Annotated in this window: 26 protein-coding genes, 2 tRNA genes and 1 riboswitch; of the genes, 15 read left to right on the top strand and 13 right to left on the bottom strand. The window is 72.6% G+C overall.

All coding sequences use genetic code 11. The annotated features are described in order from the left end of the window. Positions 1-89: 89 nt before the first annotated feature. The 5 genes from ACQXVK_RS00895 to ACQXVK_RS00875 all read left to right on the top strand — a co-directional run bounded on the left by ACQXVK_RS00895 (position 90) and on the right by ACQXVK_RS00875 (position 4378). Positions 90-413, top strand: coding sequence for a hypothetical protein (locus tag ACQXVK_RS00895; RefSeq protein ID WP_022907375.1), 324 nt, complete (start codon positions 90-92; stop codon positions 411-413). 100 nt (positions 414-513) lie between these two features. Beyond that, positions 514-623: riboswitch (TPP riboswitch) on the top strand. Continuing rightward, the gene (locus tag ACQXVK_RS00890; protein WP_148286967.1) at positions 621-1259 is read left to right on the top strand and encodes an ECF transporter S component; all 639 of its coding nucleotides are present in this window, start codon (positions 621-623) and stop codon (positions 1257-1259) included. Its footprint overlaps the riboswitch before it by 3 nt. Next, positions 1256-2899, top strand: coding sequence for an ABC transporter ATP-binding protein (locus tag ACQXVK_RS00885; protein ID WP_430852374.1), 1644 nt, complete (start codon positions 1256-1258; stop codon positions 2897-2899). The genes ACQXVK_RS00890 and ACQXVK_RS00885 overlap by 4 nt, the downstream gene beginning before the upstream one ends. Next, positions 2896-3717 carry an energy-coupling factor transporter transmembrane component T family protein gene (locus ACQXVK_RS00880; RefSeq protein WP_430852373.1) on the top strand — a complete coding sequence of 274 codons (822 nt, stop codon included), beginning with the start codon at positions 2896-2898 and terminating at the stop codon, positions 3715-3717. Before ACQXVK_RS00885 ends, ACQXVK_RS00880 begins: the two co-directional genes overlap by 4 nt. Then, on the top strand, positions 3710-4378 hold the full coding sequence (locus tag ACQXVK_RS00875; RefSeq protein ID WP_430852372.1) for an ATP-binding protein: 669 nt from the start codon (positions 3710-3712) through the stop codon (positions 4376-4378). The genes ACQXVK_RS00880 and ACQXVK_RS00875 overlap by 8 nt, the downstream gene beginning before the upstream one ends. A gap of 316 nt (positions 4379-4694) precedes the next feature. Here the strand turns inward: ACQXVK_RS00875 and ACQXVK_RS00870 are convergent, their stop codons facing one another. Both ACQXVK_RS00870 and ACQXVK_RS00865 read right to left on the bottom strand, forming a co-directional pair. Next, entirely contained in the window at positions 4695-5678 is a 984-nt protein-coding gene (locus ACQXVK_RS00870) for a carboxypeptidase-like regulatory domain-containing protein (RefSeq protein WP_430852371.1), read from the bottom strand. Between the two features lie 176 nt (positions 5679-5854). Beyond that, the gene (locus tag ACQXVK_RS00865) at positions 5855-6244 is read right to left on the bottom strand and encodes a MerR family transcriptional regulator (RefSeq protein WP_430852370.1); all 390 of its coding nucleotides are present in this window, start codon (positions 6242-6244) and stop codon (positions 5855-5857) included. 236 nt (positions 6245-6480) lie between these two features. Here ACQXVK_RS00865 and ACQXVK_RS00860 point away from each other — a divergent pair, with 236 nt between their 5' ends. Beyond that, positions 6481-8001, top strand: coding sequence for a SulP family inorganic anion transporter (locus tag ACQXVK_RS00860; protein WP_430852369.1), 1521 nt, complete (start codon positions 6481-6483; stop codon positions 7999-8001). A 275-nt stretch (positions 8002-8276) separates the two neighbouring features. Here the strand turns inward: ACQXVK_RS00860 and ACQXVK_RS00855 are convergent, their stop codons facing one another. The 5 genes from ACQXVK_RS00855 to ACQXVK_RS00835 form a co-directional block, all read right to left on the bottom strand. After that, a complete protein-coding gene (locus ACQXVK_RS00855; protein ID WP_416396075.1) occupies positions 8277-8621 on the bottom strand; it encodes a metallopeptidase family protein in 345 nt (114 codons plus the stop codon). Between the two features lie 242 nt (positions 8622-8863). Continuing rightward, positions 8864-8939 (bottom strand) — tRNA-His (locus ACQXVK_RS00850). Positions 8940-9050: 111 nt separating this feature from the next. Then, positions 9051-9677, bottom strand: coding sequence for an oligoribonuclease (gene orn, locus ACQXVK_RS00845; RefSeq protein ID WP_430852368.1), 627 nt, complete (start codon positions 9675-9677; stop codon positions 9051-9053). A 768-nt stretch (positions 9678-10445) separates the two neighbouring features. Further along, positions 10446-11687 (bottom strand): MFS transporter, encoded by a 1242-nt coding sequence (locus ACQXVK_RS00840; protein WP_430852367.1) that lies wholly within the window; start codon positions 11685-11687, stop codon positions 10446-10448. After that, positions 11684-12130: a MarR family winged helix-turn-helix transcriptional regulator gene (locus ACQXVK_RS00835; RefSeq protein ID WP_022907436.1), complete on the bottom strand. Its 447-nt coding sequence runs from the start codon at positions 12128-12130 to the stop codon at positions 11684-11686. The genes ACQXVK_RS00840 and ACQXVK_RS00835 overlap by 4 nt, the downstream gene beginning before the upstream one ends. Before the next feature lie 61 nt (positions 12131-12191). Here ACQXVK_RS00835 and ACQXVK_RS00830 point away from each other — a divergent pair, with 61 nt between their 5' ends. Both ACQXVK_RS00830 and ACQXVK_RS00825 read left to right on the top strand, forming a co-directional pair. Beyond that, positions 12192-12482 (top strand): hypothetical protein, encoded by a 291-nt coding sequence (locus ACQXVK_RS00830; protein ID WP_071295918.1) that lies wholly within the window; start codon positions 12192-12194, stop codon positions 12480-12482. A 96-nt stretch (positions 12483-12578) separates the two neighbouring features. After that, positions 12579-12839 (top strand): thioredoxin family protein, encoded by a 261-nt coding sequence (locus ACQXVK_RS00825; RefSeq protein ID WP_022907438.1) that lies wholly within the window; start codon positions 12579-12581, stop codon positions 12837-12839. Here the strand turns inward: ACQXVK_RS00825 and ACQXVK_RS00820 are convergent. Genes ACQXVK_RS00820 through ACQXVK_RS00810 form a run of 3 tightly spaced genes read right to left on the bottom strand, consistent with a single transcriptional unit; the run spans position 12783 to position 15927 of the window. Then, complete coding sequence (locus ACQXVK_RS00820; protein ID WP_430852366.1) at positions 12783-14282, bottom strand: DUF6716 putative glycosyltransferase; 1500 nt, start codon at positions 14280-14282, stop codon at positions 12783-12785. The genes ACQXVK_RS00825 and ACQXVK_RS00820 overlap by 57 nt on opposite strands. Next, on the bottom strand, positions 14279-15151 hold the full coding sequence (locus ACQXVK_RS00815; RefSeq protein WP_022907440.1) for an N-acetylneuraminate synthase family protein: 873 nt from the start codon (positions 15149-15151) through the stop codon (positions 14279-14281). The genes ACQXVK_RS00820 and ACQXVK_RS00815 overlap by 4 nt, the downstream gene beginning before the upstream one ends. Further along, complete coding sequence (locus tag ACQXVK_RS00810) at positions 15148-15927, bottom strand: cytidylyltransferase domain-containing protein (protein WP_430852365.1); 780 nt, start codon at positions 15925-15927, stop codon at positions 15148-15150. Before ACQXVK_RS00810 ends, ACQXVK_RS00815 begins: the two co-directional genes overlap by 4 nt. Before the next feature lie 159 nt (positions 15928-16086). Between ACQXVK_RS00810 and ACQXVK_RS00805 the strand changes: the two genes are divergently transcribed. From ACQXVK_RS00805 to ACQXVK_RS00795, 3 genes are all read left to right on the top strand, one after another. Further along, a complete protein-coding gene (locus tag ACQXVK_RS00805; protein ID WP_430852364.1) occupies positions 16087-18519 on the top strand; it encodes an ArnT family glycosyltransferase in 2433 nt (810 codons plus the stop codon). Positions 18520-18528: 9 nt separating this feature from the next. After that, positions 18529-19089 carry an AAA family ATPase gene (locus ACQXVK_RS00800; RefSeq protein ID WP_402264221.1) on the top strand — a complete coding sequence of 187 codons (561 nt, stop codon included), beginning with the start codon at positions 18529-18531 and terminating at the stop codon, positions 19087-19089. A gap of 14 nt (positions 19090-19103) precedes the next feature. Next, a tRNA-Arg gene (locus tag ACQXVK_RS00795) sits at positions 19104-19176 on the top strand. 58 nt (positions 19177-19234) lie between these two features. On the opposite strand, the gene ACQXVK_RS00790 is transcribed toward ACQXVK_RS00795, so the two are convergent. Further along, positions 19235-20740: a hypothetical protein gene (locus ACQXVK_RS00790; protein WP_430852363.1), complete on the bottom strand. Its 1506-nt coding sequence runs from the start codon at positions 20738-20740 to the stop codon at positions 19235-19237. A gap of 100 nt (positions 20741-20840) precedes the next feature. Continuing rightward, a complete protein-coding gene (locus ACQXVK_RS00785) occupies positions 20841-21107 on the bottom strand; it encodes a hypothetical protein (protein ID WP_022907443.1) in 267 nt (88 codons plus the stop codon). 164 nt (positions 21108-21271) lie between these two features. Between ACQXVK_RS00785 and msrA the strand changes: the two genes are divergently transcribed. The 3 genes from msrA to ACQXVK_RS00770 all read left to right on the top strand — a co-directional run bounded on the left by msrA (position 21272) and on the right by ACQXVK_RS00770 (position 22791). Next, positions 21272-21799: a peptide-methionine (S)-S-oxide reductase MsrA gene (gene msrA, locus ACQXVK_RS00780; protein WP_430852362.1), complete on the top strand. Its 528-nt coding sequence runs from the start codon at positions 21272-21274 to the stop codon at positions 21797-21799. 38 nt (positions 21800-21837) lie between these two features. Continuing rightward, on the top strand, positions 21838-22041 hold the full coding sequence (locus tag ACQXVK_RS00775; protein WP_070416606.1) for a hypothetical protein: 204 nt from the start codon (positions 21838-21840) through the stop codon (positions 22039-22041). A gap of 120 nt (positions 22042-22161) precedes the next feature. After that, a complete protein-coding gene (locus ACQXVK_RS00770; protein WP_430852361.1) occupies positions 22162-22791 on the top strand; it encodes a single-stranded DNA-binding protein in 630 nt (209 codons plus the stop codon). Between the two features lie 28 nt (positions 22792-22819). On the opposite strand, the gene ACQXVK_RS00765 is transcribed toward ACQXVK_RS00770, so the two are convergent. Next, on the bottom strand, positions 22820-23542 hold the full coding sequence (locus ACQXVK_RS00765; RefSeq protein WP_022907447.1) for a hypothetical protein: 723 nt from the start codon (positions 23540-23542) through the stop codon (positions 22820-22822). A 157-nt stretch (positions 23543-23699) separates the two neighbouring features. Between ACQXVK_RS00765 and ettA the strand changes: the two genes are divergently transcribed. Continuing rightward, complete coding sequence (gene ettA / locus ACQXVK_RS00760; RefSeq protein ID WP_416394899.1) at positions 23700-25385, top strand: energy-dependent translational throttle protein EttA; 1686 nt, start codon at positions 23700-23702, stop codon at positions 25383-25385. Positions 25386-25387 lie beyond the last annotated feature (2 nt).

Here is a 25387-nt window from a genome sequence, read left to right as displayed (position 1 = left end):
GGTCCTCCACGTCCGCAGACAAGCCCTCACGGTGGACGGATCCGCTCGGACCGCAGCCTGTGGAGGAACCGGCGAGTAGCCTCCGGGCCATGGCCAACATCGTGACGCAGATCGCAGAGAAGGTGCGCCCCGCCGGCGTCACCACGAACTACGGGGAGCCGGTCGAGGTCGGTGACCAGACCCTCATCCCGGTGTCCCTCGGCTGGTTCGGCTTCGGTGGCGGCGGGGACGGCGACGAGAGCGGCGGCGGGGGCGGCGGTGCCGTCTCGATCCCGATCGGCGCGTACGTCCGCCGACCGGGCAAGGACCTCGAGTTCGAGCCGAACCTGATCTCCCTCCTCGCGGTGAGCGTCCCGGTCATCTGGGTCACCGGGACGGTCCTCCGCAAGCTGGTCCGCGTCCTCAAGAAGTGACGTCCTGACGGACAGGAGGCGCGGTGCGGGCCCGCACCGCGCCTCCTGTCCGTCGTGCGGTCGCGATCCGTCACCCGGTCGCGCACGCGTTTATGATGGTGGGACACACACGGGAGTCCGGGACCGCCGGGCTGAGAGGGAGCGAGTGGCGCTCCGACCGTCGAACCTGATCCGGGTCATGCCGGCGCAGGGAGGAGTTCTCGAATGATGCCCATCGGCACGTCGTCAGCAGTACCGTCCACCGTCACCCGTTCATTGCGGTGGCGCGTCGTCGACATCGTCGTCGCGAGCGTGCTCGCCGTCGCGATCGGTGTCGTCTTCAAGCTCTGGGAGTTCGGCTACGAGCCGATCAGCGCCGTGATGGCGCTCGTGCTGCCCGGCACGCAGGCGCTGTTCGGCGGCGTCTGGCTGCTCGCCGGCCCCGTCGTCGCGATCATCGTCCGGAAGCCGGGCGCCGCGCTCTACGCCGAGGTGGTCGCCGCCTCGGTCGAGGCGCTCCTCGGCACGCAGTGGGGGTTCCTCACGCTCGAGGCCGGCCTCGTGCAGGGGCTCGGCGCCGAACTGGTGCTCGCCCTCTTCCTGTACCGCGTCTACCGTCTGCCGGTCGTCGTGCTCGCCGGGGCCGCGGCCGGCCTCGCCCTGGGCATCAACGACACGGTGCTCTGGTACCCCGGGCTCGACCTCGCGTTCAAGGTCGTCTACGTCGTCTCGGCGATCGTCTCGGGTGCGCTCATCGCGGGCGTCGGCTCGTGGTTCCTCGTCCGCGCCCTCGCCGCGACGGGCGTCCTGTCGTCCTTCGCCGCCGGTCGCGAGCACGCCAGGCGCCGTCCGCGCGTCGTCGCGTGACCAGCACCGCCGCGCGGATCACCTTCGAGGACTGGGGCTGGCGGTACGCGGAACGTGACGCCTGGGCCGTCCGAGGCGTCGACCTCCGGGTGGAACCGGGGGAGCGGGTCGCGGTCGTCGGCCCGTCCGGCGCCGGCAAGTCGACGCTCCTGCGGGCCGTCGCGGGCGTGCTCCCGGACGAACCGGACGCCACCGACGACACCGCCGCCTCGGTCCGGGGAACGGTCCTCGTCGACGGTGCCGAACCCCGTGCGGTCCGCGGGCGCGTCGGCCTCGTCATGCAGGACCCCGAGGCGCACACCGTGATGTCCCGCGTCGGCGACGACGTGGCGTTCGGATGCGAGAACGCCGGGGTCCCGCGCGACGAGACCTGGCAGCGCGTCCGGCACGCGCTCGAGGTCGTCGGCCTCGACCTGCCGCTCGACCGGTCCACCACGATGCTGTCCGGTGGGCAGCGGCAGCGGCTCGCCCTCGCCGGTGTGCTCGCCATGCGCCCGGGAGCCCTCGTGCTCGACGAGCCGTGCGCGAACCTCGACCCCGCCGGGGTCGTGCAGGTCCACGACGCCGTCCGGGCGCTCCTCGACGAGACCGGGGCGACCCTGCTCGTCGTCGAACACCGGATCGGCACCTGGCTGGACCTGGTCGACCGGCTCGTGCTGCTCGAACCGGCCGGCGGTGTCGTCGCCGACGGTGCGCCGGCGGATGTCCTCGCCGCCCACGGCCCGACGCTCACCGCCGCCGGCGTCTGGGTGCCGGGATCGGAGCCCGCGCGCGGTTCGGCTCGTCGGAGCACCCGCAGGCCGCCGCGAACGGGCGGAACGGGCGCGGTCGTCACCGGGGGACCGAGCAGATCCCGCCCGTTCGACGAGGCGGGAGCGGACGGCGGCACGGACGCACCCGTGGGCGACGCCGTCCTGCTCGCGGCGCGTGGGCTCGGGACCGCCCGGGGTCGGCGGCAGCCGGTCGGGAGCGGGATCGACCTCGACGTCCGGGCCGGACGCGTGCTCGCCGTCACCGGGCCGAACGGTGTCGGCAAGTCGACGCTCGGCCTGACGCTCGCCGGACTCCTGCGCCCGGCCGCCGGCTCCCTCCGCGCGGGCACGGCCCTCGCCGACGGGATCGGCGACGCGCCCGCCGCCTGGACGAGCACGCAGCTGGCCGGTCGGATCGGCACGGTCTTCCAGGACCCCGAGCACCAGTTCGTCGCCCGCACCGTCCGCGAGGAACTCGCCGTCGGCCCCCGGGCACTCGGCGCACCGGACGTCGACGAGCGGGTCGACGAGCTGCTCGACGCGTTCGGTCTCGCGCACCTCGCGGACGCCAACCCGTTCACGCTGTCCGGCGGCGAGCAGCGGCGGCTGGCGATCGGCACGGTCGTCGCCTCGCGGCCGACCGTCATCGTGCTCGACGAGCCGACGTCCGGGCAGGACCGGGCGACGTGGCAGACCGTGGTCGAACGCCTCGGCGGACTGGCCGACGCCGGCACCGCGATCGTCGCCGTGACCCACGACCAGGATCTCGTCCGCGCGCTCGACGCCGACGAGGTCGTGCTCGGCGCGACCGGGGTGACGGCGGCGAGCGGAGCACCCGCCGCGCCGGTCCCCGGCGGGCTCGGGCCGGCCACGGGGGTGTCCCGGTGACCACGCACCCCACCGCAGCCGGTCTGCCCGGACGAGCCGCGCCTCCCGGCCCACCCGACGGCACCACGCGCGCCCGTGGCGTCCGCGGGGTCCAGCCGGTCGCCTCGCTGCTGGGCGTCCTCGCGCTCGGGATCTGTCTGGTGCTGAGCCTCGACGTCGTGTCCGCGACCGTCGCGCTCGGCCTGGAACTCCTGCTCCTGCCGCTGCTCCGGATCCCGCCGCGCACCCTGTTGCTGCGCACGTCGCCGGTCCTCGTCGCGGTCCCCCTGACCGCGCTGAGCATCGCGTTGTACGGGCGGGCCTCCGGTCGCGAGTGGTTCGACCTCGGCTTCGCCCACGTGACCGACGGGTCCCTCGAGCTCGCGCTCGCGACGGCGTTGCGTGTGCTCGCGGTCGGCCTGCCGGCGGTGGCGTTGTTCGTCCGGGTGGACCCGACGGACCTCGCGGACGGGCTGGCGCAGCTGCTGCGGCTGCCCGCACGGTTCGTGCTCGGGGCGCTGGCGGCGATCCGGATGACGACCCTCCTCGGAGACGACTGGCGACAGCTCGGCATGGCCCGTCGTGCCCGGGGCGTCGCGGACACCGGCCGACTGCGGCGAGGCGCGTCGATGGCGTTCGCGCTGCTCGTGCTCGCGCTGCGGCGGGCGACGACGCTGGCGGTGGCGATGGAGTCGCGCGGGTTCGGCGCTCCCGGGCGGCGGACGTGGGCACGGACCGCTCGGTTCGCGGGGCCGGAGTGGGCGATGGTCGGCGTGCTCGTCGGCATCGGGGTCGTGTCGATCGTGGTCGCCGTGGCGGCGGGGACCTGGCGTGCCTGAGTCCGGCGCCGTCGGCGCTTCCGGCGCTGTCGGCGCGGCCGGCGCCGTGGACGCGGCCGGTGCTGTCGGCGCTGTCGGCGCGGCCGGTGCCGTGGACGCGGCCGGTGCTGTCGGCGCTGCCGGCGCTGCCGGTCCGGCGGACTCGCTCGTCGAGGGCCTCGCCGCCGCGGCAGCCGGGGTCGCGACCGCGTCGGGCACCCGGCTCGTCGTGCTCGTCGACGGGCGGTCCGGCACCGGGAAGACGACGCTCGGCACCGTGCTCGGCGACCGGCTCGGCGCCGAGGTCGTGCACCTCGACGACGTCTACCCGGGGTGGGACGGACTGGCCGCCGCCGCTCGGGCCGTGGTGACCGACGTCCTGGGGGAGCCGTCGGGGTACCGGCGGTGGGACTGGGCGACGTCCTCGCCGGCGGAGTGGGCACCCGTCGACCCCGAGCGCCCGATCGTCGTCGAGGGGTGTGGTGCGCTCTCGCGCGGTTCGGCGCCGCTGGCGTCGCTCCGGGTGTGGCTCGAGGCCGACGACGGCACCCGGTGGGACCGGGCGATCGGCCGCGACGGCGACGTGTTCGCCCGGGAGTGGGAGCGCTGGGCAGCCCAGGAGTCGGCGTTCATCGCGGCCGAGCGGCCCGCGGAGCTCGCGGACGTGGTGCTGCGGACGTAGCGCGCCGCGCCTCCGTGCCGTGCCCTGCCCTGCGCTGCGCCGCCGCGCCGCCCGCCCGCCCCGCCCCGCGCCGCCCGCCGCGCGACGACTTCACGGGCTGGGCGACACCTCACGCTTGGACACGCCCGTGAGGTGTCGCCCAGCGCGAAACCTCGGCGCGGATGCTCCGTGCCGTGCCGTGCCGTGCCGTGCCGTGCCCTGCGCCGCCCGCCGGCGCCGCCGGCCGTCCCGCGAGCGAACGTCACGGGTTGGCCGACACCTCGCGCCCGGACGCGCGCGTGAGGTGTCGCCCAGCGCGAATCCTCGGCGCGGATGCTCAGCGCACTGCGGCGTCCGGGACGGCCCCGCCCCACCCGTTGAACCCGCCGAACACGACCCGGACGGGTACGGCCAGCGCGCGGTCGGTCACGTACCGGTACCCGCCGCCCGGACGGCCGAGCCACAGCGTCCGCGCCGGCGTCGCACTCGTCGCCGCCGTCCGGAGCTCCACCACGTACTGGCCCGAGGGGATCTGGAACTGCGCGGTCTGCTCACTGTCGAGCACCGTCGAGAACCGGGTCGAGAAGGACGCACCGGTCGCCACGTCGGTCACCGTGACGCGCGCGCCACTGAGCTGTGCCGACGAGGTGCCGGACGTCGCGAAGACGAGCAGGTCGTAGTCGCTGTGCGCGTAGTGCCGTGACAACGTCACCTGGGAAGCCGGCAGCGTCCCTCGCTGCTGGTACACCCGGGTCTTCCAGACGGCGGGCGAGGCCAACCCGTTCGCGTACGCCTCGATGCGGTACAGCCCGGTGCTCAGGCCGACGAACCGGTACTCGCCCGCGCCGTCCGAGGTCGTGCGGAACACCTGCGAGGTGTCCTCGTTCCACGCGTACATCAGGCGTCCGGCGGCCGGGCCGTCGGGTCCGACCACCCCGCCCTGCACGGTGGCGCCGACCACCAGCGGCACGGTGACCGCGACCGTCGAACCACCGCGCACCGCGATGCCCGCGCGGAGGCCGGGCGCGTACGTGTCTGCTCCGTGCGGCGGCAGCTGCCGTGTCGTCACCGTGACGGTGTCCGGTGCGGGGATGCCCGTGAACGTCGCGGTGCCGTCGTCGTCGGTGGTGGCGTTCCCGACGACGACGTCGACGCCGATCGCCGCGAGCTCGACGTCCGCCAGGCGGATCGGGGTGCCGTCCGGCGAGGCGAGCTGCACGGTGATCGCCCCGGAGCCGACCGCGGTCGCCGGTGGCGCCACGCCGACCAGCGCTGCCGCCGCCAGTGTCACGACGAGTGTCGTCCCGGTGATGAGTCGCATCGCGTTCCCCGATCGCTCGCCGCTCGTGCGTTGCGTGGGATCGTACGCGTCGTCGCGCCTGCGCGCGCGACCCCACCGTGCGGTGCGTGCGGACGCACCGGCCAGGAGGCGCGACCCGCCCTGCGGACGCACGTCGCGCCTCCTGGCCGGTCACCGCTCGGGCGGTCGGGCCGCGGCTACCGACTGCGGAGGATCCCGAGGAACTCGTCGGCCATGCCGAGCTGCTGTTCCAGCTTCGCGCGGCGCAGCTCGGTGTCGCGGACGTACGCGTCGAGCTCGCCACGGAGGCGGGCTCGTTCGGCGTCGTCGTCGGTCTGGTCGAGGGCGTCGACGACGGCCAGGAGCTCGGCCATCTGCTCGAGACTGAACCCGAGGGGCTTCATGCGGCGGATGACGAGCAGTCGAGCGAGGTCCGTGTCGGTGTACAGCCGGAACCCGCCCTCGGAGCGACCGGACGGGCGGAGCAGACCGACCTCGTCGTAGTGGCGGATGGTGCGGTGGGACAGGCCGGTGCGTTCGGCGAGGTCGCCGATGTGCATCGTGGTCGGTGCCGCGTCGTCCGTCATGCCAGGCGCCTCCGTGCCGTCGTCGTGTCCTGGCGAGCGTATCGCCGCGCGATCAGCAGTCCCGCCCTTGCGCACCAACCCTTCCGTTGCGTTAGAGTCGAACCACAGCAACTCTCCCGCGACGGAAGAGTTGAGATGTGCCGGACGCCTCGACGTCGCCGGCCGTGCGCGATGACGCGCCCCACGAACAGCTCTCGCGGGCGCAGCGCCCGCACCCCACCATCCGAAGGAGAACCGTGACGATCGTCACGCAGTCCGTGCCCGTCCAGGCGCACCCCAGTCCCACCGTCCTGTCCGCCCTGCGGAACCCGAAGGTCCTGCTCCGCGAGGTCCTCGCCGGCCTCGTCGTCGCCCTCGCCCTGATCCCCGAGGCGATCTCGTTCTCGATCATCGCCGGCGTCGACCCCCGTGTCGGCCTGTTCTCGGCGTTCGTGATGGCCGTCGTCATCTCGTTCGTCGGTGGCCGAGCCGCGATGATCACCGGCGCGACCGGCGCGATCGCCCTCGTCGTCGCCCCGGTCGTCAAGGAGCACGGCCTCGACTACCTCATCGCCACCGTCCTGCTCGGCGGGGTCTTCCAGCTGATCCTCAGCGGGCTGGGAGCGGCGAAGCTGATGCGGTTCGTGCCCCGGTCGGTGATGGTCGGGTTCGTCAACGCGCTCGCCATCCTGATCTTCACCGCGCAGCTGCCGAACATCATCGGCGTCTCGTGGCTGGTGTGGCCGATCGCCGCCGCCGGCATCGCGATCATCGTCCTGCTGCCCCGGTTCACCACGGCGATCCCCGCGCCGCTCGTCGCGATCGTCGTCCTGACCCTGGTGACCGTGTTCGCGTCGATCGCGATCCCGACCGTCGGGGACGAGGGCAGGCTCCCCGACAGCCTGCCGACCCTGTTCATCCCGAACGTGCCGCTGACCCTCGAGACGCTCACGATCATCGCCCCGTACGCACTCGCGATGGCCTTGGTCGGGCTCCTCGAGTCGCTGATGACGGCGAAGCTCGTCGACGAGGTCACCGACACCGGCTCCCGGAAGACCCGAGAGGCCCTCGGCCAGGGCGTCGCGAACATCGCCTCCGGACTGTTCGGTGGCATGGGCGGGTGCGCGATGATCGGGCAGACCATGATCAACGTGAAGGCCTCCGGTGCCCGCACGCGCATCTCGACGTTCCTGTCCGGAGTTTTCCTGCTCGTGCTGGTGGTCGGTCTCGGCGACGTCGTCGCGATCATCCCGATGGCCGCCCTCGTCGCCGTCATGGTGATGGTCTCGGTCGGCACCTTCGACTGGCACAGCATCAGGCCTGCCACCCTGAAGCGGATGCCCGTCGGCGAGACCATCGTCATGGTGCTCACCGTCGTGGTCGTGGTCGCCACCGACAACCTCGCGATCGGCGTCATCATCGGCGTCGTCGCCGCGATGGTCGTCTTCGCCCGCCGCGTCTCCCACTTCACGAACGTGTCGCGGAGCATCGAGACGCTGCCGGACGGCGCGCAGCATGCCCTGTACGCGGTCGAGGGTGAGCTGTTCTTCGCCTCCTCGAACGACCTCACCACCCAGTTCGACTACACCGACGACCCGGAGCTCGTGGTGATCGACATGACGAGGTCGCATGTGTGGGACGCCTCCACCGTCGCCGCCCTCGACGCGATCGAGACGAAGTACCACCAGCACGGCAAGCGCGTCGAGATCCGCGGGATGAACGACGCCAGCCGGGCGTTCCACGGCCGCCTCGCCGGCACCCTCGGATCCGGTCACTGACGACCACCTCGACCTCCGCCCGGCCCCGACGGGGCACCGAGTGAACGGGCGGAGCCGTGAGGCCGGGACCTGATTCCCCGACCTCGCAGCGGGCACCGTCGCATCGAACCGCGACGGTGCCCGCACCCGCCCGTCGTGTCGCGCGGGGCGGGCTGCGCCCGTCGTGCCGCGCGGGGCGGGCCCCGCAGCCCCGAGACTCGGCTCGGCGGACGGTTTCGCGGCCGCCGCGCCGCGAACGTGTCCGCGGGGCCGAGACTCGGGCGCGGGAGCGGCGGCTACGCCCAGCCGAGCTCGTGCAGGCGCTCGTCGTCGATGCCGTAGAAGTGCCCGATCTCGTGCACGAGCGTGGTGTGCACCTCGTCCTTGAGTTCCTCGAGCGTGTCGCACTCGGCGAGGTGCTGCTTCCGGAACACCACGATCCGGTCGGGCAGCTCGCCGAAGCCGTACTGCCCGCGCTCGGTCGCCGCGACGCCGTCGTACACGCCGAAGAGCTCTTCGCCGTCCTCCGGTTCGTCCTCGACGACGAACACCACGTTGTCGAGGCCGTCGACCATCTCGTCGGGGAGCAGGTCGAGCTCGTCGGTCACGAGCTGCTCGAAGGCATCGGCGGACATCTCCATCACGCTGCCGATCGTCTCACGGCGTGCTGGCCGTCCGCGGCGAAGCCGTCCAGCGCGCTGACCGCCCGCGGCCAGGCCGGGTGGCGACGTGCCCGTCCGCACCCGGGCCGTGCTGCCCGCCCGCGGCGAAGCCGATCGGCGCGCTGACCACCCGCGGTGAAGCCGTACGGCGCCGGAGGCGCCCAGACAAACACTGAGGGAGAGCCCCGGTTGCGTCAGACGCAACAGGACTCTCCCTCGACTGGGGTGAATAACGGGTCTCGAACCCGCGACCTCCTAGACCACAACCAGGCGCTCTACCAACTGAGCTATATCCACCATGTGCACACCGGGCGACCGGCGCGACCACTCAATAGTAGTACATGCCGGAGGCGGGTCGGACCACGTGGGGCGAGCCGCGCCTCCTGGACGCGCCGGAGGCGGCGTGTCCTACTGCGCGAGCCGTGGCTCCCACTTGGCGACGACCTCGTTCGCGACCGCCTTGACGTCCTCCGAGGAGGGGCCGGGCTCGGCGACGAAGCCGGCGCGGCGGTAGTACTCGAGCTCGCGGATGGACTCGAGGATGTCCGCGAGCGCTCGGTGCCCGCCGTGCTTCTCGGGGGCGTTGAAGTACACGCGCGGGAACCAGCGGCGGCAGAGCTCCTTGATGCTCGAGACGTCGACGCTGCGGTAGTGCAGGTGGCCGTCGACGCGGGGCATGTACTTCGACAGGAACGAGCGGTCGGTGCCGATCGTGTTGCCCGCGAGGGGAGCGGAACCCTCGGCGGGGACGTGCTCGAGGATGTACTCGAGCACCTGGTACTCGGCGTCCGCGAGGCTCACACCGTTCGGGATCTCCTCGAGCAGCCCCGAGGTGGTGTGCATGTTCGTGACGAACTCGTTCATGTTGTCGAGCGCCGACTGGTCGGGCTTGATCACGATGTCGAAGCCGGGGTGCACGGGGACGAGGTCGAAGTCGGTGACGACGACGGCCACCTCGACGAGTTCGTCGACCTCGAGGTCGAGGCCCGTCATCTCGCAGTCGATCCAGACGAGGCGGTCGTTCGCAGTTGCCATGGTGTCGATCCTATTCCGCGGTGGCGCGGGGCCCGGTGCCGGGTGGGAGTAGGGGCTGGCGCTCGGGTGCTGGGGTGCTCGCTCGGGTGCTCGGGTGCCCGCTCGGGCGATCGCATGCTGGGTGGCGCGCTCGCGAGCGGGCGATGTCTGCAACGCTCGCGGCGCGACCGGGACGTGTTTCGCCCGCTCGCCGGGTGGGCTGCCCGGGCGGGCGGGCGAGGAGCGCTGAGCGGGCGGATTGTGCGGCGCTCTCGGCGGGCGCGCAACGTGTTCCGCCCGCTCGTCGCGCGCTCCGCGCGAGCGGGCGATTGGTGCAGCGCGAGGGGCGCACGCCGAACGTGTTCCGCCCGATCGCGCCCTCCGGTGGGTTGAGGGCGACTGCCTGGAGGCGCGGGCCGGCCCCTCGGGACCGTGTCGCGCCTCCAGGCGGTCACCCTGCGGACGGGCGCAGCTGGCCAACGGGCGAATCCGGTCGCGTGCCCGCGGTCGCCACGACGACTTCCGCCCGCTCGCGCGGCGGTGGCGCGAGCGGGCGGGATGTGGTGTGTGCGGGGCGTGAGCGGGACGTGTTTCGCCCGCTCGCGCGGCGGTGGCGCGCGCGGGCGGGATGTGGCGGGTGCGGGGCGTGAGCGGGACGTGTTTCGCCCGCTCGCGCGGGGGAAGCGCGAGCGGGCGGGATGTGGTGGGTGCGGGGCGTGAGCGGGACGTGTTTCGCCCGCTCGCGCGGGGGAAGCGCGAGCGGGCGGAAGGGGACGAGCGCGCCCCGGGCTAGGCCATCTCGCCGGCGCCGATGGCCTCGGCCTCGACGCGCTCCGGCTCGGCGCCGTCGTCCACCCGGCGCAGCACGCGCGTGGTGCACACGACCACGACGAACGCGACGGCGACGGACAGCCCCGCGAAGACGTACGCGGCGGACGGGGCGAAGCGGTCGGCGAGCAGCGTGGCCACGGGCGGGGCGATCGCGCCGCCGATGAAGCGCACGGCCGAGTAGGCGCTCGACGCGACGGAGCGGGGGAGGTCGGTGGCCTCCATGACGCACTCGGTGAGGACGGTGTTGAGGACACCGAGCACCAGACCGCCGACGATGACCGAGATGACCAGGTCGACCTGCGAGTGCACGACCACGGCGGCGGCGAACAGGTCGAGCGCGAGCAGCGGGAGCGCGATCTTCAGCACGGTGGTGCGGCGGAGTCGGGCGGTGAGCATCGGGGCGACCCAGACCGAGGTGATCGCGAGGCCCACGCCCCAGCCGAAGAACGTGAAGCCGATGCCGAGCGCGCCGAAGCCGAGCGGGAAGGGCGTGTACGCCAGCAGGACGAAGAAGCCGATGTTGTAGAAGAGCGCGGTGACGGCGAGGGCGGCGAGTGCCGGACGACCGAGCGCGCGGAACGGTGCGGAGAGCTTCGTCGGGGTGGGCTTCTCGAGGCCCGAGGACTTCAGGAGCGTGACGATGGCGATGAACGCGATGGCCATGAGGGTAGTGACACCGAAGAACGGGCCGCGCCAGCTCACCGAGCCGAGCAGGCCGCCGACGAGCGGGCCGACCGCGATGCCGAGGCCGAGCGCCGCCTCGTACAGGATGATCGCGGACGCGGTGCCGCCCGAGGCCGCACCGACGATCGTCGCGAGGGCCGTGGAGATGAAGAGCGCGTTCCCGAGGCCCCATCCGGCGCGGAAGTCGATGATCGTCCACACGCTGTTCGACGTCGCCGCGAGCACCGAGAACAGCACGATGAGCGCGAGGCCGATGAGCAGGGTGTTCTTCGCACCGATGCGGCTGGAGACCCAGCTGGTGAAGAACATCGCGACACCGGTGACGGCGAGGTAGCTCGTGAAGAGCAGCTCGGTCTGGGCGGCGGTGGCCCGCAGCGACGAGGCGATCGCGGGGAGGATCGGGTCGACGAGCCCGATGCCCATGAAGGCGACGACGCAGGCGAAGGCGATCGCCCAGACCGCTGACGACTGCTTGAGGATGCTGCCGGACTGTCCGGCGGGTGCGTGGGCGTTCACGCGTGGGTCTCCGTTCTGGTGGCGGTGGAGGTGCGGGAGGCGATGATCTCGACGGCGTCGTGCAGGGTGTCCCACTCGTCCTCGGTCAGGTCGGCGAAGAGCGGACCGACCGTCCGGGTGAGGGTGACCCGCCAGGACACCAGCCGTTCGTGGCCGGCCTCGGTGAGCTCGATGAGCTGCCCGCGGGAGTCGTCCGGGTCGACGGTGCGGGTCACGAGGCCGTCGGCGAGCATGCCGGCGACGAGCCTCGTCATCGTCGGCTGCGCGACGCGGGAGGCGGCAGCGAGCTCGCCGAGGCGGAGCGGCTGGTCGGTCTCGAGGATGCCGAGCGTGCGCCAGACGGCGGAGGAGGTGGTGTTCCCCGTCGCCTGCGCTGCGGTGCGGATCAGGCGGTTGACGGAGACGAGGAGCGTCTCGATCGTCTGCTCGCGCGGTGATTCCATAGCAAAACTATATAGCGAAGCTATGAAGTCGTCAACAGGCGGCCCCTGGTAGAAGGGATGCATGAGCGACATCACCATCCACGAAGGCGACGAGTACACCGCGATCTTCCACGGCGGACCCTTCGACGGCACGACCGACACCCGCACGGCCACGAGCGACGCGCTGGACGACGAGGTCACGGTGTTCGCCGACGTCGAGGGCCTCCAGACCGCGTTCACCTACCGCATGACGAAGTCGCGCCAGGTGCTCGACCAGACCTCGGCCGAGTTCGAGTACGTGCCGGGCGAGTCCGACCCGGTCGACGACCTCGCCGACCGCGGGGACCGCAGCGGCGAGTTCGACCGCGAGTAACCGACGGCGCCGCGGCGCGCGGCGGACATCGCGCACCGCGGCACCCCGCTCCACGCGGCGGGAGTAGAACCCCGCCCGCCCGCGTTGCAGGACTCCATGCAGCTCGACCTCTGGACCTCCTCGTTCTGCGCCCCGTGCGCCGCCGCCCGCCGGGTGTCGGCCGAGGCGTCCGAGCTCGTCCCCGGGCTGCACGTCACGGAGCGGGACGTGGCGAACCACCCCGACCAGGCAGAGGACCTCGGCATCCGGTCGACCCCCACGATCATCGTGCGGCGGGACGACGGAGCCGAGGTCTTCCGTTCACCCGGCGTCCCGACCCGGGACCAGCTGCTCCTCGCGATCGCCAAGGCGATCTGACCCGCCCACGCGCGACGCAGCTCCGGGCGGCCGGTCTCCGAGTCGATCCGGCACCTCCCCGCGCTGGCTCGTCGGCGCCAGCAGCACCGGCGGCTCCGCCGGACGCAGCAGTCGGCGTCCCTGCCGCAGCACCCGCTTCAGCGCACGCACCGGCGCCCCGATCGCCAGGGCGACGGCTCCGAGCACACTGCGGTCGTCCGGCCCGAGGGCGTTCTTGCGCTCCCAGGCCCGGCGGAGCACACCGCCCCGGCTCCGGCGCGCGGCCGGCCGATCGCGCAGCACCCCGGCGTCGCGTGACGCCATGAGCCGCTCGGCCCGCTCCGCCCAGTCGTTCTCGGACTCCGGGTGGAAGTGGTTGTCGTGCATCCACGCGGGCCGGACCGTCCCGAACCGGCCGTCCACGAGGTCGATCGCGTCGCCCTCGAGGCCGCTGCCCACGAACACCTCGTTGATGAGGTGCCGGCCGATGCCGAAGTCGGTCAGGGTGAGGGCGGGGATGCCCCGGGCCGCCGCCTCGAGCACGGCCGTCGAGCTGATCGTCACGAGGGCCACCGCGCGGTCGAGGTGGACCGACATCGGCCCGCTCTCGACCACGAGGTTCGCCGGGGCGTCCGCGGGCACGAGGTCCGGGTACGGGTCCTGCTCACGGTGCGTCTGGTGTTCGCCGGCGCCGGCCCGGACCTTGATCACCACCCGCCACTCCGGATGCCGGCGCGCGGTCTCGGCGAGCCACCCGACGACTCGCTCGCGGTCGGCACGCTCGGCGGGGACGCTCGGCTGCGCAGCGAAGACGACGGCGTCGCGGGTCGGCGACCCGACGGTCGATCCCGCGTCCGGCGCCGCCGGCCGCGCGAACGGCAGCGTCGCGAGCGCGAAGTGCGGCTCGACGCCGCCCTCGGCCGCGAGCTCCTCGTACGCCCGGACCTCGCGGTGGCTGTGCAGCACGAACAGGTCGGCGCGCGCTCGGAAGAACACGCCCTTCCACTTCGCCGGGTACGAGATGCCCGGCAGCCCCGTCACGAGGACGGGCCGCCGCGGCACCCGACGGTGGACCTCCTCGATGACGAGTTCGGCGACCGGTCCGATCAGGGACACCAGGACCGCGTCCGGCGGGTCGGTGCGGAGTCGCTCGACGATCGCGTCGACGTCGAGCGGCTCCGGCGGTGTCGCCGCCAGGTGCGCCAGCCGGCCGTCGAGCCCCCGGAACGCGGACCGCAGCTGCGCCGGACTCGCGGATCGCGGCGTCGCCACCGTGACGAGTTCCAGCACCCAGTGCGCGGGTGCGGCGGCGAGCAGGTGGGCGCCCCACTTCGCGAACGAGTCGGTGTCGACCAGGCCGACCACCCGACGGACGCGCGGCGATCCGGCGGACGGGAGGCGCGCCTCCCGTCCGCCCGTCGCCCCGCGTCCGTCGCCGGTCGCGTCCAGGGCGTTGCCGGTCACGCTCCGACGCGGCGCAGCTTCGCGAGCGGTGCCCGCTCGCCCGGCATGACCCGCTTGACCCCGTCGCCGAGTGCGGTCTCGATGATGCGGACGTCGCGCGCCAGGGTCTGCAGCCCGTGCGGCTCGAGCGAGGCAGCGTGGTCCGAGCCCCACATCGTCCGGTCGAGCGTGATGTGGCGCTCGAGGGCCGTGGCGCCGAGGGCGACGGCGGCGATGGAGATCTGCAGGCCCGGCTCGTGCCCGGAGTACCCGACCGGGACCCCCGCGTACCGGGTCGCGAGGGTGTCGATCATCCGCAGGTTCGCCTCCTCGGCGGGGAGCGGGTACGTCGACGTCGCGTGCATGAGCACGAGGCGCTCGGTGCCGAGGGCGTCGACGGCGCGGTCGATCTGCTCGAGCGTCGACATGCCGGTCGACAGGATCACGGGCTTGCCGGTCGCGGCGACCTCGGCGAGGAGACCGAGGTCCGTCACCGACGCCGAGGCGATCTTGTACGCGACCACGTTGAGGTCCTCGAGGAACGCGACCGACGGCTCGTCCCACGGCGAGGCGAACCAGTCGAGCCCCCGGAGCGTCGCGTGGTCCCCGATCTCGATGTACTGGTCGCGGTCGAACTCGACGCGGTACCGGTACTCGAGGTACGTCATCTCGCCCCACGGCGTGCTGCGGGGCGTCTGCTTCATGTGCTCCGGCGTCGCGATCTCCGGCGTGCGCTTCTGGAACTTCACCGCCTGCAGCCCGGCGTCGGCCGCGACGTCGATGAGCCGCTTGGCGATGTCGACGTCGCCGTTGTGGTTCAGGCCGATCTCGCCGATGAGGTACGCGGGGTGGCCCGCGCCGATCGTGGACGTGCCGATGGTGACGGTCATGGTGCTCCGTTCGGTGCGGGAACGTGCGGCGCGGTCGCCGGACGGGGGTCGGGTGCGTGCTCGGTGGAGCGACTCGCGATCGTCGGACGGTCCAGCCGGGCCGCGAGGGCGGACGCGAGGGCGAGGTCCGCCGGCTCGTCGACGTCGATCGCGCCCGCGCCGTCCACGACGACGAGTTCGACCCGGCCGTGGAACCGGTGCCGGTGCTCGCGGAAGCCGGTCGCGCGGAAGACGTAGAAGGCGCCCGTCTCACGGAACTCCGGGGCGCGGTCCTGCCGGCGGGGCCGGACCGCCTGCTCGTGGTTCACGGCGCGGGCGGTGCCGTCGTCGTCGACGCGCCAGAGGAAGGCGTGCGAGGGCGCGGCGGCGAACACCGCGTCGGCGTGCCCGTCCCGGACCCGGGTGACGGCAGCGTCGAGGTCGGCCGGGTCGATGAACGGCGAGGTCGCCTGCACGAACACGACGACCTCGGGCTCCTCGCCCGCGGCCGCGAGTACGTCGAGGACGTGCAGCACCGCCGACTCCGACGAGGCCTCGTCACCGGCCAGCTCCGGCGGGCGGCGGACCACCCGGGCGCCGGCGGACACGGCCTCGGCCGCGATGGCGTCACCGTCGGTCGAGATCACGACTGCGTCGATCGTCGGACTCGCGAGCGCGGCCTCGACGGCGCGGCGCACCAGCGACCGCCCGCCGACCTGGCGGAGGTTCTTGCCCGGGATGCCCTTCGAACCCGCACGGGCCGGGACGACCGCGACGACGGAACCGGTGGAGCGCATGCCCGGGACGCTACGAAGCTGCGGTGTCGCACAGGCGAACGGCAGGCAGACGCGCGCCGAAGGGTTCCGGAACCCGACCGGCGGACGCCAGTCGCGCCTCCCGGCTCTTCCACAGCGGCAGCAACGGATGCCGAAAGCCGGTCCGGTGACCCTGGACCCATGAGTCGCACCTCCCGCACACCCGCCGTCCAGCGAGCACGCTGGGAACGTCCCGCCTTCTTCGGGCTGCTCCTCGCCACGGGCGTGCTGTACCTGGTGAACCTCGGCGTCAACGGGTACGCGAACGCGTTCTACTCGGCCGCCGTCCAGGCCGGGAGCCAGAGCTGGGAGGCCTTCTTCTACGGGTCCTCGGACGCCGGCAACTCGATCACCGTCGACAAGCCGCCGGCGTTCCTCTGGGTGATGGAGCTGTCGGTCCGGCTGTTCGGCCTGAACTCGTGGGCGATCCTCGTCCCCGAGGCGCTGATGGGGGTCGCCACCGTCGCGCTGCTGTACGCGATCGTCCGGCGACGCTTCTCCGCCGGGGCGGCGCTCACCGCCGGAGCCGCACTCGCCACGACCCCCGTCGCCACCCTGATGTTCCGCTTCAACAACCCGGACGCGCTCCTCACCCTGCTCATGGTGCTGTCGCTCTGGCTCGTCCTGCGCGGTGTCGACACCGGGAAGCTGCGGTACGTGGTCTGGGCGGGCGTCGCCGTCGGGTTCGCCTTCCTCACGAAGCAGCTGCAGGGCTTCCTGATCCTGCCCGTCCTCGTCGGCGTGTACCTGTACTGCTCGTCGCTGCCGTTCGTGAAGCGGGTCGTGCACCTGCTCTGGGCCGCCCTCGCCGTGGTCGTCGCCGGCGGCTGGTGGGTCGCCGTCGTGGAACTCGTGCCCTCCTCGTCCCGCCCGTACGTCGGGGGATCGCAGACGAACTCGTTCCTCGAGCTCACCTTCGGCTACAACGGCCTCGGTCGGGTCACCGGCGACGAGACCGGCAGCGTGACCGGCGGTGGCGGGACCGCCGGCGCCGGCTCCTGGGGTGCCACCGGGATCCTCCGGCTGTTCGGCTCGGAGTTCGCGGGACAGATCACCTGGCTGCTGCCCACCGCGCTCGTCCTGCTCGTCGCCGCCCTCGTCGCGATCGGCTTCCGGCAGCGGACCTCGGCGCGGCTGGCGACCGTCCTCGCGCTCGGCGGTGCGCTGCTCCTGACCGGGCTGGTCTTCAGCTTCATGGGCGGGATCTTCCACCCGTACTACACGGTGGCGCTCGCCCCGTACATCGCCGGACTCGTGGGCATCGGCGCCGGGGTGCTGTGGGAGCGGCGCTCGTCGTGGTGGTGGCGCGGGACGGCTGCGCTCGCCGTGGTGGTGACCGTGGTGTGGCAGTGGCACCTGCTGACGGCGGCGGCGGGGTGGCAGCCGTGGATCCGGTGGGTGGTGCTCGTGGCCGGGGTGGTGACGGCGGTGGCGGTGCTCGTGCCGGTGCGGTCGGGCGCCGCCGCCTCGGCTCACGGCGCGGGTGCGGAGGCGGCCGGTGCGGGTGCTGCCGCGGACGGCGCGGGGCCGGCGGCGGGTGCGGGTGCGGTGGCTTCCGGTGTGGGGCTGGCGGCCGGTGTGGGGCCGGCGGCCGGTGCGGGGCCGGCGGCAGGCGCGGGCCCGGCGGCGGGGCCGGCCGTGGCTGGTGCCGGGGCCTCGGCTGCTGTCGACGGGTGGGAGCGTGTGCCGCGGGTGATCGGCGAGCCCGGGTCCGACGTCACCCCTGCCCCCGCGGGTCGTGGGCTGTCCGCGAGGTGGTCCCGACCGGTCGGCAGCATCGTGGTGGTCGGTGCGGTCGTCACGGCGCTCCTCGGACCGACGGCGTACTCGATCGACACGGTGACGACCGCGCACACCGGTTCGCTGCCGTCGGCCGGGCCGACGGTCGCGGGCGCCGGCTTCGGCGGTGGCGGACGCGGCGCGTTCGGTGGCGGACGTGGCGCGTTCGGTGGTGGCGGGACCGCCGGTGGCGGGACCGCCGGTGGCGGGACCGCCGGTGGCGGGACCGCCGGTGGTGGGACCGGGACCAACGGTGGTGTTCCGGGAGGCGCGGGTGGCGCTGGCGGCACCGGTGGACCCGGTGGGGCGGGTGCGCCCGGCGGGACCGGCACCGGGACGGGTGGCGGCACCGGGACCGGCACCGCGCCGGGTGGCGGCACCGGGACGGGCACGGGTGCGGGTCGTGCGGGTGGTGGCGGGTTCGGCGGTGCCGGTGGGCTGCTCGGCGGATTGACCGAGATCTCCTCGACGCTGCGGAAGGCGCTCCTGGAGGACGCCGACGACTACACCTGGGTGGCCGCGACCATCGGGTCGAACAGCGCCGCGACCTACCAGCTCGCGACCGGCGCCTCGGTGATGCCGATCGGCGGCTTCAACGGCTCGGACCCGTCACCGACCCTCGCCGAGTTCGAGGCGGACGTGGCTGCGGGGAAGATCCACTACTTCATCGCTGGCAGCGTCGGGCAGTCGAACGGCGGCAGCGACGCGGCGTCGAAGATCTCGGCGTGGGTGGAGTCGAACTTCACCGCGTCGACCATCGGCGGGGTCACGGTCTACGACCTCACGGCGGGCTAGGGTCGAGGGGTGCTCGGAGCGGACGACCACCTCGACCCCGCGCCCCGTCGTGTCCTCGTCGCCGGCACCACGGGTGTCGGGAAGACCACCACGGCGGGGCGGATCGGCCGGGTCCTCGGCCTCCCGCACACCGAGATCGACTCGCTCTACCACGGGCCCGGCTGGGTCCCGCGGGACACCTTCGTCGCCGACGTCGAGCGGTACACGAGCGAACCCGCATGGGTGACGGAGTGGCAGTACACGTCCGTCCGGGCGATGCTGGCCGAGCGTGCGGACACGCTCGTGTGGATCGACCTGCCGACGGCCCAGGCACTCTGGCGGCTCCTGCGTCGGACGCTCCACCGTCGGTTCCGACGCATCGAGATGTGGAACGGCAACACCGAACCGTCGCTGTGGACGTTCTTCACCGACCGCGGGCACATCGTGCGGTGGGGCATCAGTACCCGCAACGACTCGCGCCGCCGAGTGCCGGCGCTCGTCGAGACCGCGCCGCACCTGCGCATCGTCCACCTGCGGTCGCAGCGGGAGGTCGACCGGTTCGTGCAGCACCTCGGCGAGGGTCGCGGATAGAATCGGGGCCGTCCGCCTCCGTAGCTCAGTGGATAGAGCAGGTGGTTTCTACCCACCGTGCCGCGGGTTCGATTCCTGCCGGGGGCACCCACGACGAAGGCCGCCGTCCATCGGGACGGCGGCCTTCGTGCGGTTCGGTGACCGCCTACTCGTCGTCGTCGGCAGCGCGGCGACGGAGCTCGCTCGCGCTGATCGGCTGGGTGTAGGGCGCCTCGGAGGTCTCGTCGGCGTCCGCGGGTTCGGCGGGGCCACCGGCGATGCGGGTCGGGATCGACCGGGTCTGCGCTGCGGTCGGGCCGTCGGCCGCGCGGGCGTCGCCGCCCGCGGTGCGGTTGACGTGCGCGTCCGCCGAGGTCGGCTGCGCGACCGGCGGCGGGACGGGAGCGCCGGCGCCGCGGGCGGCAGGCTCCTGGTCGCCGGACTCGCCGACGTCGTTCGACCGCGCACCGTTCGACCGCGCGTCGTTCGATCGTGTGTCGTCCGACCGCGTGTCGTTCCCACGGGCCGTCGGACCCGCGACGGGAGCGGCGCTGCCCGCTGCGGACCCGTCCGTCGTGGTCCCGCGTGCACCGGAGGGGCGGACGTCGTCCACCGCGTCCGCGTTGTCGGCGTCCGGAGCGCCGACGGAGCTCGGGTTCCGTCCGGAGACGGGGGAGGCGGGCGACCCGAGCGGCGCGCGCGTCGGGGCGCCGGCAGCGGGCCCGGCCCCGGCAGGACGCGTCGCGTCGTCCCCGTACGCGCGGGTCGCCCCGTCCCCGTACGCCCGGGTCGCCCCGTCCCCGTACGCGCGGGTCGAGCCGTCGCCGTACGCGCGGGTCGCGCCGTCGCCGTACGCCCGCGTGGTGGTCGCGTCCGAGATCGGGGTCGTCCGGTTGCTCGAGGTGTCCGAGATGGGGGTGGTCGCGTTCGGGTCGACCGGCGCGGAACCGCCGCGGGTCACCGAGAACCCGGCACCCGGCGACGGCGCGGACGTGCTCCCGGCACCGGCGCCGGCACCGGCAGCGGCACCCGGCGCGGGACGGAGCGAGGTCGTCGTCGGTGTCGGACGCTCGGCCGGAGCCACCGCGGTCGAGCCGGCGTCGGCGGTGCGCGAGGCGCTCGCCTGGTCGGCGTTCCAGTCCTGCTGCCTGGTGATGAGTTCGGCGTCGGGATCGGGCGAGTCGAACTTCCAGCGCTCGAGGTCGCTCTTGAACAGCTTGCGCGCACGGTTCGGACGCGCCTGCCACTCGAGGATGCGGTCACGGAACTCGGCGAGGGACTGTTCCGCCTGGAAGCTGAACGTCGAGGAGTTCTTCTTGATGTCGGCGATCTCGTGCTGGGTCCAGTTCGCCGCGAGGGGCGCACCGGCGACGGGCAGCAGCCGCAGTCGGATGTCGGCGTCCTCGGCGAGGTGGTCCGCGTAGGCGCGCTCGTCGTGCCCGAGGGAACCCCAGGTCGCCGCCTTGCGTGCAGCCGAGACGATGCCCGCGACGGCCGCGTTCCGGGCTTCGCGTTCCTGCATCGTCACGACCCGCTTGGTCGCCCCGCGTCCGATGAGCGCCGCGACGATGCCCGCCACGACGATCGCGACGAACGGGACGAGCGCGCCGGAGATCACGCGCCAGCCGTCGTCGGACGAGATCCAGTCGCTCAGGTCGTTCCACCAGTTCATGCGCGCACCCTACTCACGGAACGGTCAGGTGTCGGGGAGGTCGGGCGGCGTTCCGCGGACCGGGTGTTCCCCGCGCGCTGGCCGATCCGCCGGCTCGGACTCATCCCCAGCGCAGGCAGTCGACCGCGTCGTCGGCCGACCACACGTTCGGGAGCTCGACGAAGCGCCGTTCGGTCGACACGTACCGCCGCGCGCGGTAGGCCGTGCCCCCGGCGACGTCCACGCGGTCCACGTACCCGACGATCTCGCCGTTCGCCCGGGTCACGCGGCTGAGGTCGTCGCGGACGTCGAGGATCCGGAGGTCGCCGCGCGAGCGGGCGACGGGTGCGGTGCGGATCCTGAGGACGGGTTCGTTCGTCGCCTGCATCGTCGTGCCTCCTGCTCGTCGGTGTGTGTCCGACGGTACGGCCGACCACCGACACGCCGGGCATCGTCGGGTGTTCTGTGCACTGGCATCGCGAGCGTGCGCATCGTGGAGGACCTGTGCCCCGGTCGCGGGTCGCTCAGAGGCGCGCGCGGTACCGTGACGCCATGATCACGTTCGTGCTCGCAGGTGGATGTTTCTGGTGTCTCGACGCCGTGTACCGCACGCTCCAGGGCGTGCAGGACGTGGTGTCGGGCTACGTCGGCGGGGGTGTGGCCGACCCGTCCTACGAGCTGGTCTGCACCGGCACGACCGGTCACGCCGAGGCCGTCGCGGTCACGTTCGACGAGGCGGTCATCCCGGCCGACGTCATCCTCGACGTGTTCTTCACGCTCCACGACCCGCGTCAGCTGAACCGGCAGGGCGCCGATGTCGGCACGCAGTACCGCTCGGCGATGTTCCCGGCGGACGGCGAGCAGAAGGCGCTGTTCGAGCGGGCGATCGCGCGCGCCTCGGACATCTGGGACGGCGGCATCGTGACGACCATCGAGCCGCTCGGTACCTTCTACCGTGCGGAGGAGTACCACCAGGACTTCTTCGCGAAGAACCCCGGTCAGGGCTACTGCCTCGCGGTGGCGCTGCCGAAGGTGAACAAGGTCCGCAAGGCCTACAGTCAGTACATCCTGGCGTCCTGAGACTCCGGACGTCGGGGCCACGAGGAGGTGGTCGAACGATGACGAACAACACCGGGACCTGGGTCGCGGTCGGACCAGCGGGAGCGGTCGGCAGCATCCACCGAGCCGACGGGGGATTCCGCGTCGAGCTCTACGGGCGGAGCGCGGGTGGCGGGACGTACCCGTCCCTCGAGTCGGCGAAGGGCGCGGTGCACGCGGCCCTCGGCCCGCTGGCGGACCGTCCGGAGTTCCGCGCGCACTGACCGCGTTCCGGCCAGGAGGCGCGGGGGACTCGTCCTCCACAGCGCACCTCTCCGAGTCGACCAGTCACAGATCGAGCCCCGGGCCGCTTGCGCGGCCCGGGGCTCGATGACGATCGACCCATGAACGACACCATCACCGTCTGCGGGATCATCGCCACCGAGCCGCGTCACCTCGTGACCGACACCGGCATCGCCATCACGAGCATGCGCCTCGCCTCGCCCTCCCGACGCTGGGACCGGACGACCTCCACCTGGAGCAACGGCGCCACGAACTGGTACACCGTCACCGCCTTCCGTTCGCTCGCGGCCAACGTGCACCGCTCCCTGAAGAAGGGGGACCGCATCGTCGTCACCGGCCGCATCCGCATCCGCACGTGGGAGCGCGACGGCCGGGGCGGGACGTCCGTCGAGATCGACGCCGAGGCGCTCGGGCACGACCTCGCGTGGGGCATCAGCAACTGGGTCCGCGTCCCGCGCCACGCGGGGGAGTCCTCCGCGGCTCCGGGCAGCACCCCCGCGATCGTCTCCGTCGTGGACCCGGTCACGGGTGAGGTCGGCGCCGTCCCCACCGACGACGGCCCCGGGCGGGACCACCGGGTCGGACCGGACCACCAGGGCGAACCGGACGCCGTCGAGGAGCTCCCGGACGGCGCCGAGGCGGCCCGCCACACGGCGGCGATCCTCGACCACCCGTTCGACGCGGTCGGCGACGACCCGACGGAGGACGGCGACGAGCGTGCCGCGGCCTGAACCGGCACCCGCCGCCGTCCGGGCGGGGCTACCGCCAGTTCTGCGCGATCATCGCGATGCCCGCGACCTCGGTCGTGTCCCAGTTGCCACCCCGCGGGAGGCCCGAGACACGGCCGTCGATCGAGAAGCTCGCGCCCTGGACCTTCGGGCTGTTCGTCTGCTTCGCCTTGAGGCCGTGGAACGTGAAGCTCGTGTCCCACTTGCCGGCGAGCCCGGTGCGGCCCGACGAGTCGCCGACCTTGATCGAGATGTCGTTGACCTGCGAGTGCACCACGTCCCCGTTGACGCGGGCGTTCGCCTCGGCGTTGAAGAACAGCCGTCCGTCGAGGTTCAGGGCGATCGTGCCGACCGTGCGGTTGTTGAGGATGACCGACGCGACGTCGTTCTTGTACCAGCGCAGCCCGACCGAGGTCTTGCTGTGCGACGCGCCGCCCATGTAGCCGTACGTGAACTTGCCGTTCTGCACGCGCTCCCAGATGAACCGCGGCTGCCCCTTGCTCACGGTCGACGCGGTGTCCGACTGGATCCCCACGGCGAAGGCGTTGTTGTGGGCGTCGTGGACGTTGATGTAGGACGAGTACCCGGTGCCGGACCCGTTCTCCACGAGGTGCGCCGTGTACTGCACGTAGGGGCTGCCGTGCGGGACGGGCGACGCCGCCGAGGCAGCGCTCGCCGGCGCCAGGAGTGCGACGGTGAGCGCGGTGGCACCCGCGATGGGGAGCGCGAGGCGGCGCAGACGCTTGGTGAACATGACCTGATCCTCTCCGGTGGTCGGACGACCCTGCTCCCGGTGCGGAGCGGGGAAACCGTACGTCGAAGTCGGCGAGCGCAACAGCCCCCGTGCGGGATACGGCGAACCGACGGCACGGCAGACGCGGGACCCGCACTGTCAGTACACTTGGCGCGATATGGCTGAGTACATCTACCAGATGGTCCGCGCCCGCAAGGCGGTCGGCGACAAGCTGATCCTCGACGACGTCACGATGTCGTTCCTCCCCGGCGCCAAGATCGGCGTCGTCGGGCCGAACGGTGCGGGCAAGTCGACGATCCTGAAGATCATGGCGGGTCTCGACCAGCCGTCCAACGGCGAGGCGAAGCTCACACCGGGCTTCACCGTCGGCATCCTCATGCAGGAGCCGGAGCTCGACGAGTCCAAGACGGTGCTCGAGAACGTGCAGGAGGGCGTCGGCGAGATCCACGCCAAGATCACGCGCTTCAACGAGATCTCCGCGCTGATGGCCGAGCCGGACGCCGACTTCGACGCACTGCTCGCCGAGATGGGCACGCTGCAGGAGGAGATCGACGCGGCGGACGCGTGGGACCTCGACTCGCAGCTCGAGCAGGCGATGGCCGCGCTCCAGTGCCCCCCGGGGGACGAACTGGTCACGCACCTCTCCGGTGGTGAGAAGCGTCGTGTGGCGCTCTGCAAGCTCCTGCTCCAGAAGCCCGACCTGCTCCTCCTCGACGAGCCCACCAACCACCTCGACGCCGAGTCCGTGCTCTGGCTCGAGCAGCACCTGCAGCAGTACCACGGTGCCGTCCTGGCCGTGACCCACGACCGGTACTTCCTCGACCACGTCGCGCAGTGGATCGCCGAGGTCGACCGCGGTCGTCTGTACCCGTACGAGGGCAACTACTCGACCTACCTCGAGAAGAAGCGTGCTCGCCTCGAGGTCCAGGGCAAGAAGGACGCGAAGCTCGCGAAGCGGCTGTCCTCGGAGCTCGACTGGGTCCGCAGCAACACGAAGGGACGCCAGGCGAAGTCGAAGGCGCGTCTCGCCCGCTACGAGGAGATGGTCACCGAGGCCGAGCGCACGCGCAAGCTCGACTTCGAGGAGATCGTCATCCCGGTCGGGCCCCGCCTGGGTTCGCAGGTCATCGACGCCGAGAAGCTCCACAAGCAGTTCGGCGAGCGCGTCATCATCGACGACCTGTCATTCACGCTGCCCCGCAACGGCATCGTCGGCGTGATCGGCCCGAACGGCGTCGGCAAGACCACGCTCTTCAAGACGATCGTCGGCCTCGAGCCGCTCGACGGCGGCACGCTGAAGATCGGTGAGACGGTCGACATCTCGTACGTCGACCAGAGCCGTGGCGGCATCGACCCGAACAAGAACCTGTGGGAGGTCGTGTCCGACGGACTCGACTACATCCAGGTGGGCAAGACCGAGATCCCGTCGCGGGCCTACGTCTCGCAGTTCGGCTTCAAGGGACCGGACCAGCAGAAGCGTGCCGGCATCCTTTCCGGCGGTGAGCGCAACCGTCTGAACCTGGCGCTGACGCTCAAGCAGGGCGGCAACCTGCTGCTCCTCGACGAGCCGACGAACGACCTGGACGTCGAGACCCTCGGCAGCCTCGAGAACGCCCTGCTCGAGTACCCCGGTTGTGCCGTGGTCATCACCCACGACCGGTGGTTCCTCGACCGGATCGCGACGCACATCCTCGCGTGGGAGGGCCTGAACGAGGACGGCACCCCCAACTGGTACTGGTTCGAGGGCAACTTCGAGGCGTACGAGGAGAACAAGATCGAGCGTCTCGGCGCCGATGCGGCGAAGCCCGGCCGGGCGACGTACCGCAAGCTCACCCGCGACTGACC

The organism is Curtobacterium sp. AB451, from assembly GCF_050585845.1.
GTDB lineage: Bacteria > Actinomycetota > Actinomycetes > Actinomycetales > Microbacteriaceae > Curtobacterium.
Note: the sequence above shows the minus strand (reverse complement) of the source record. Positions and strands in the feature narration are given on the sequence as shown.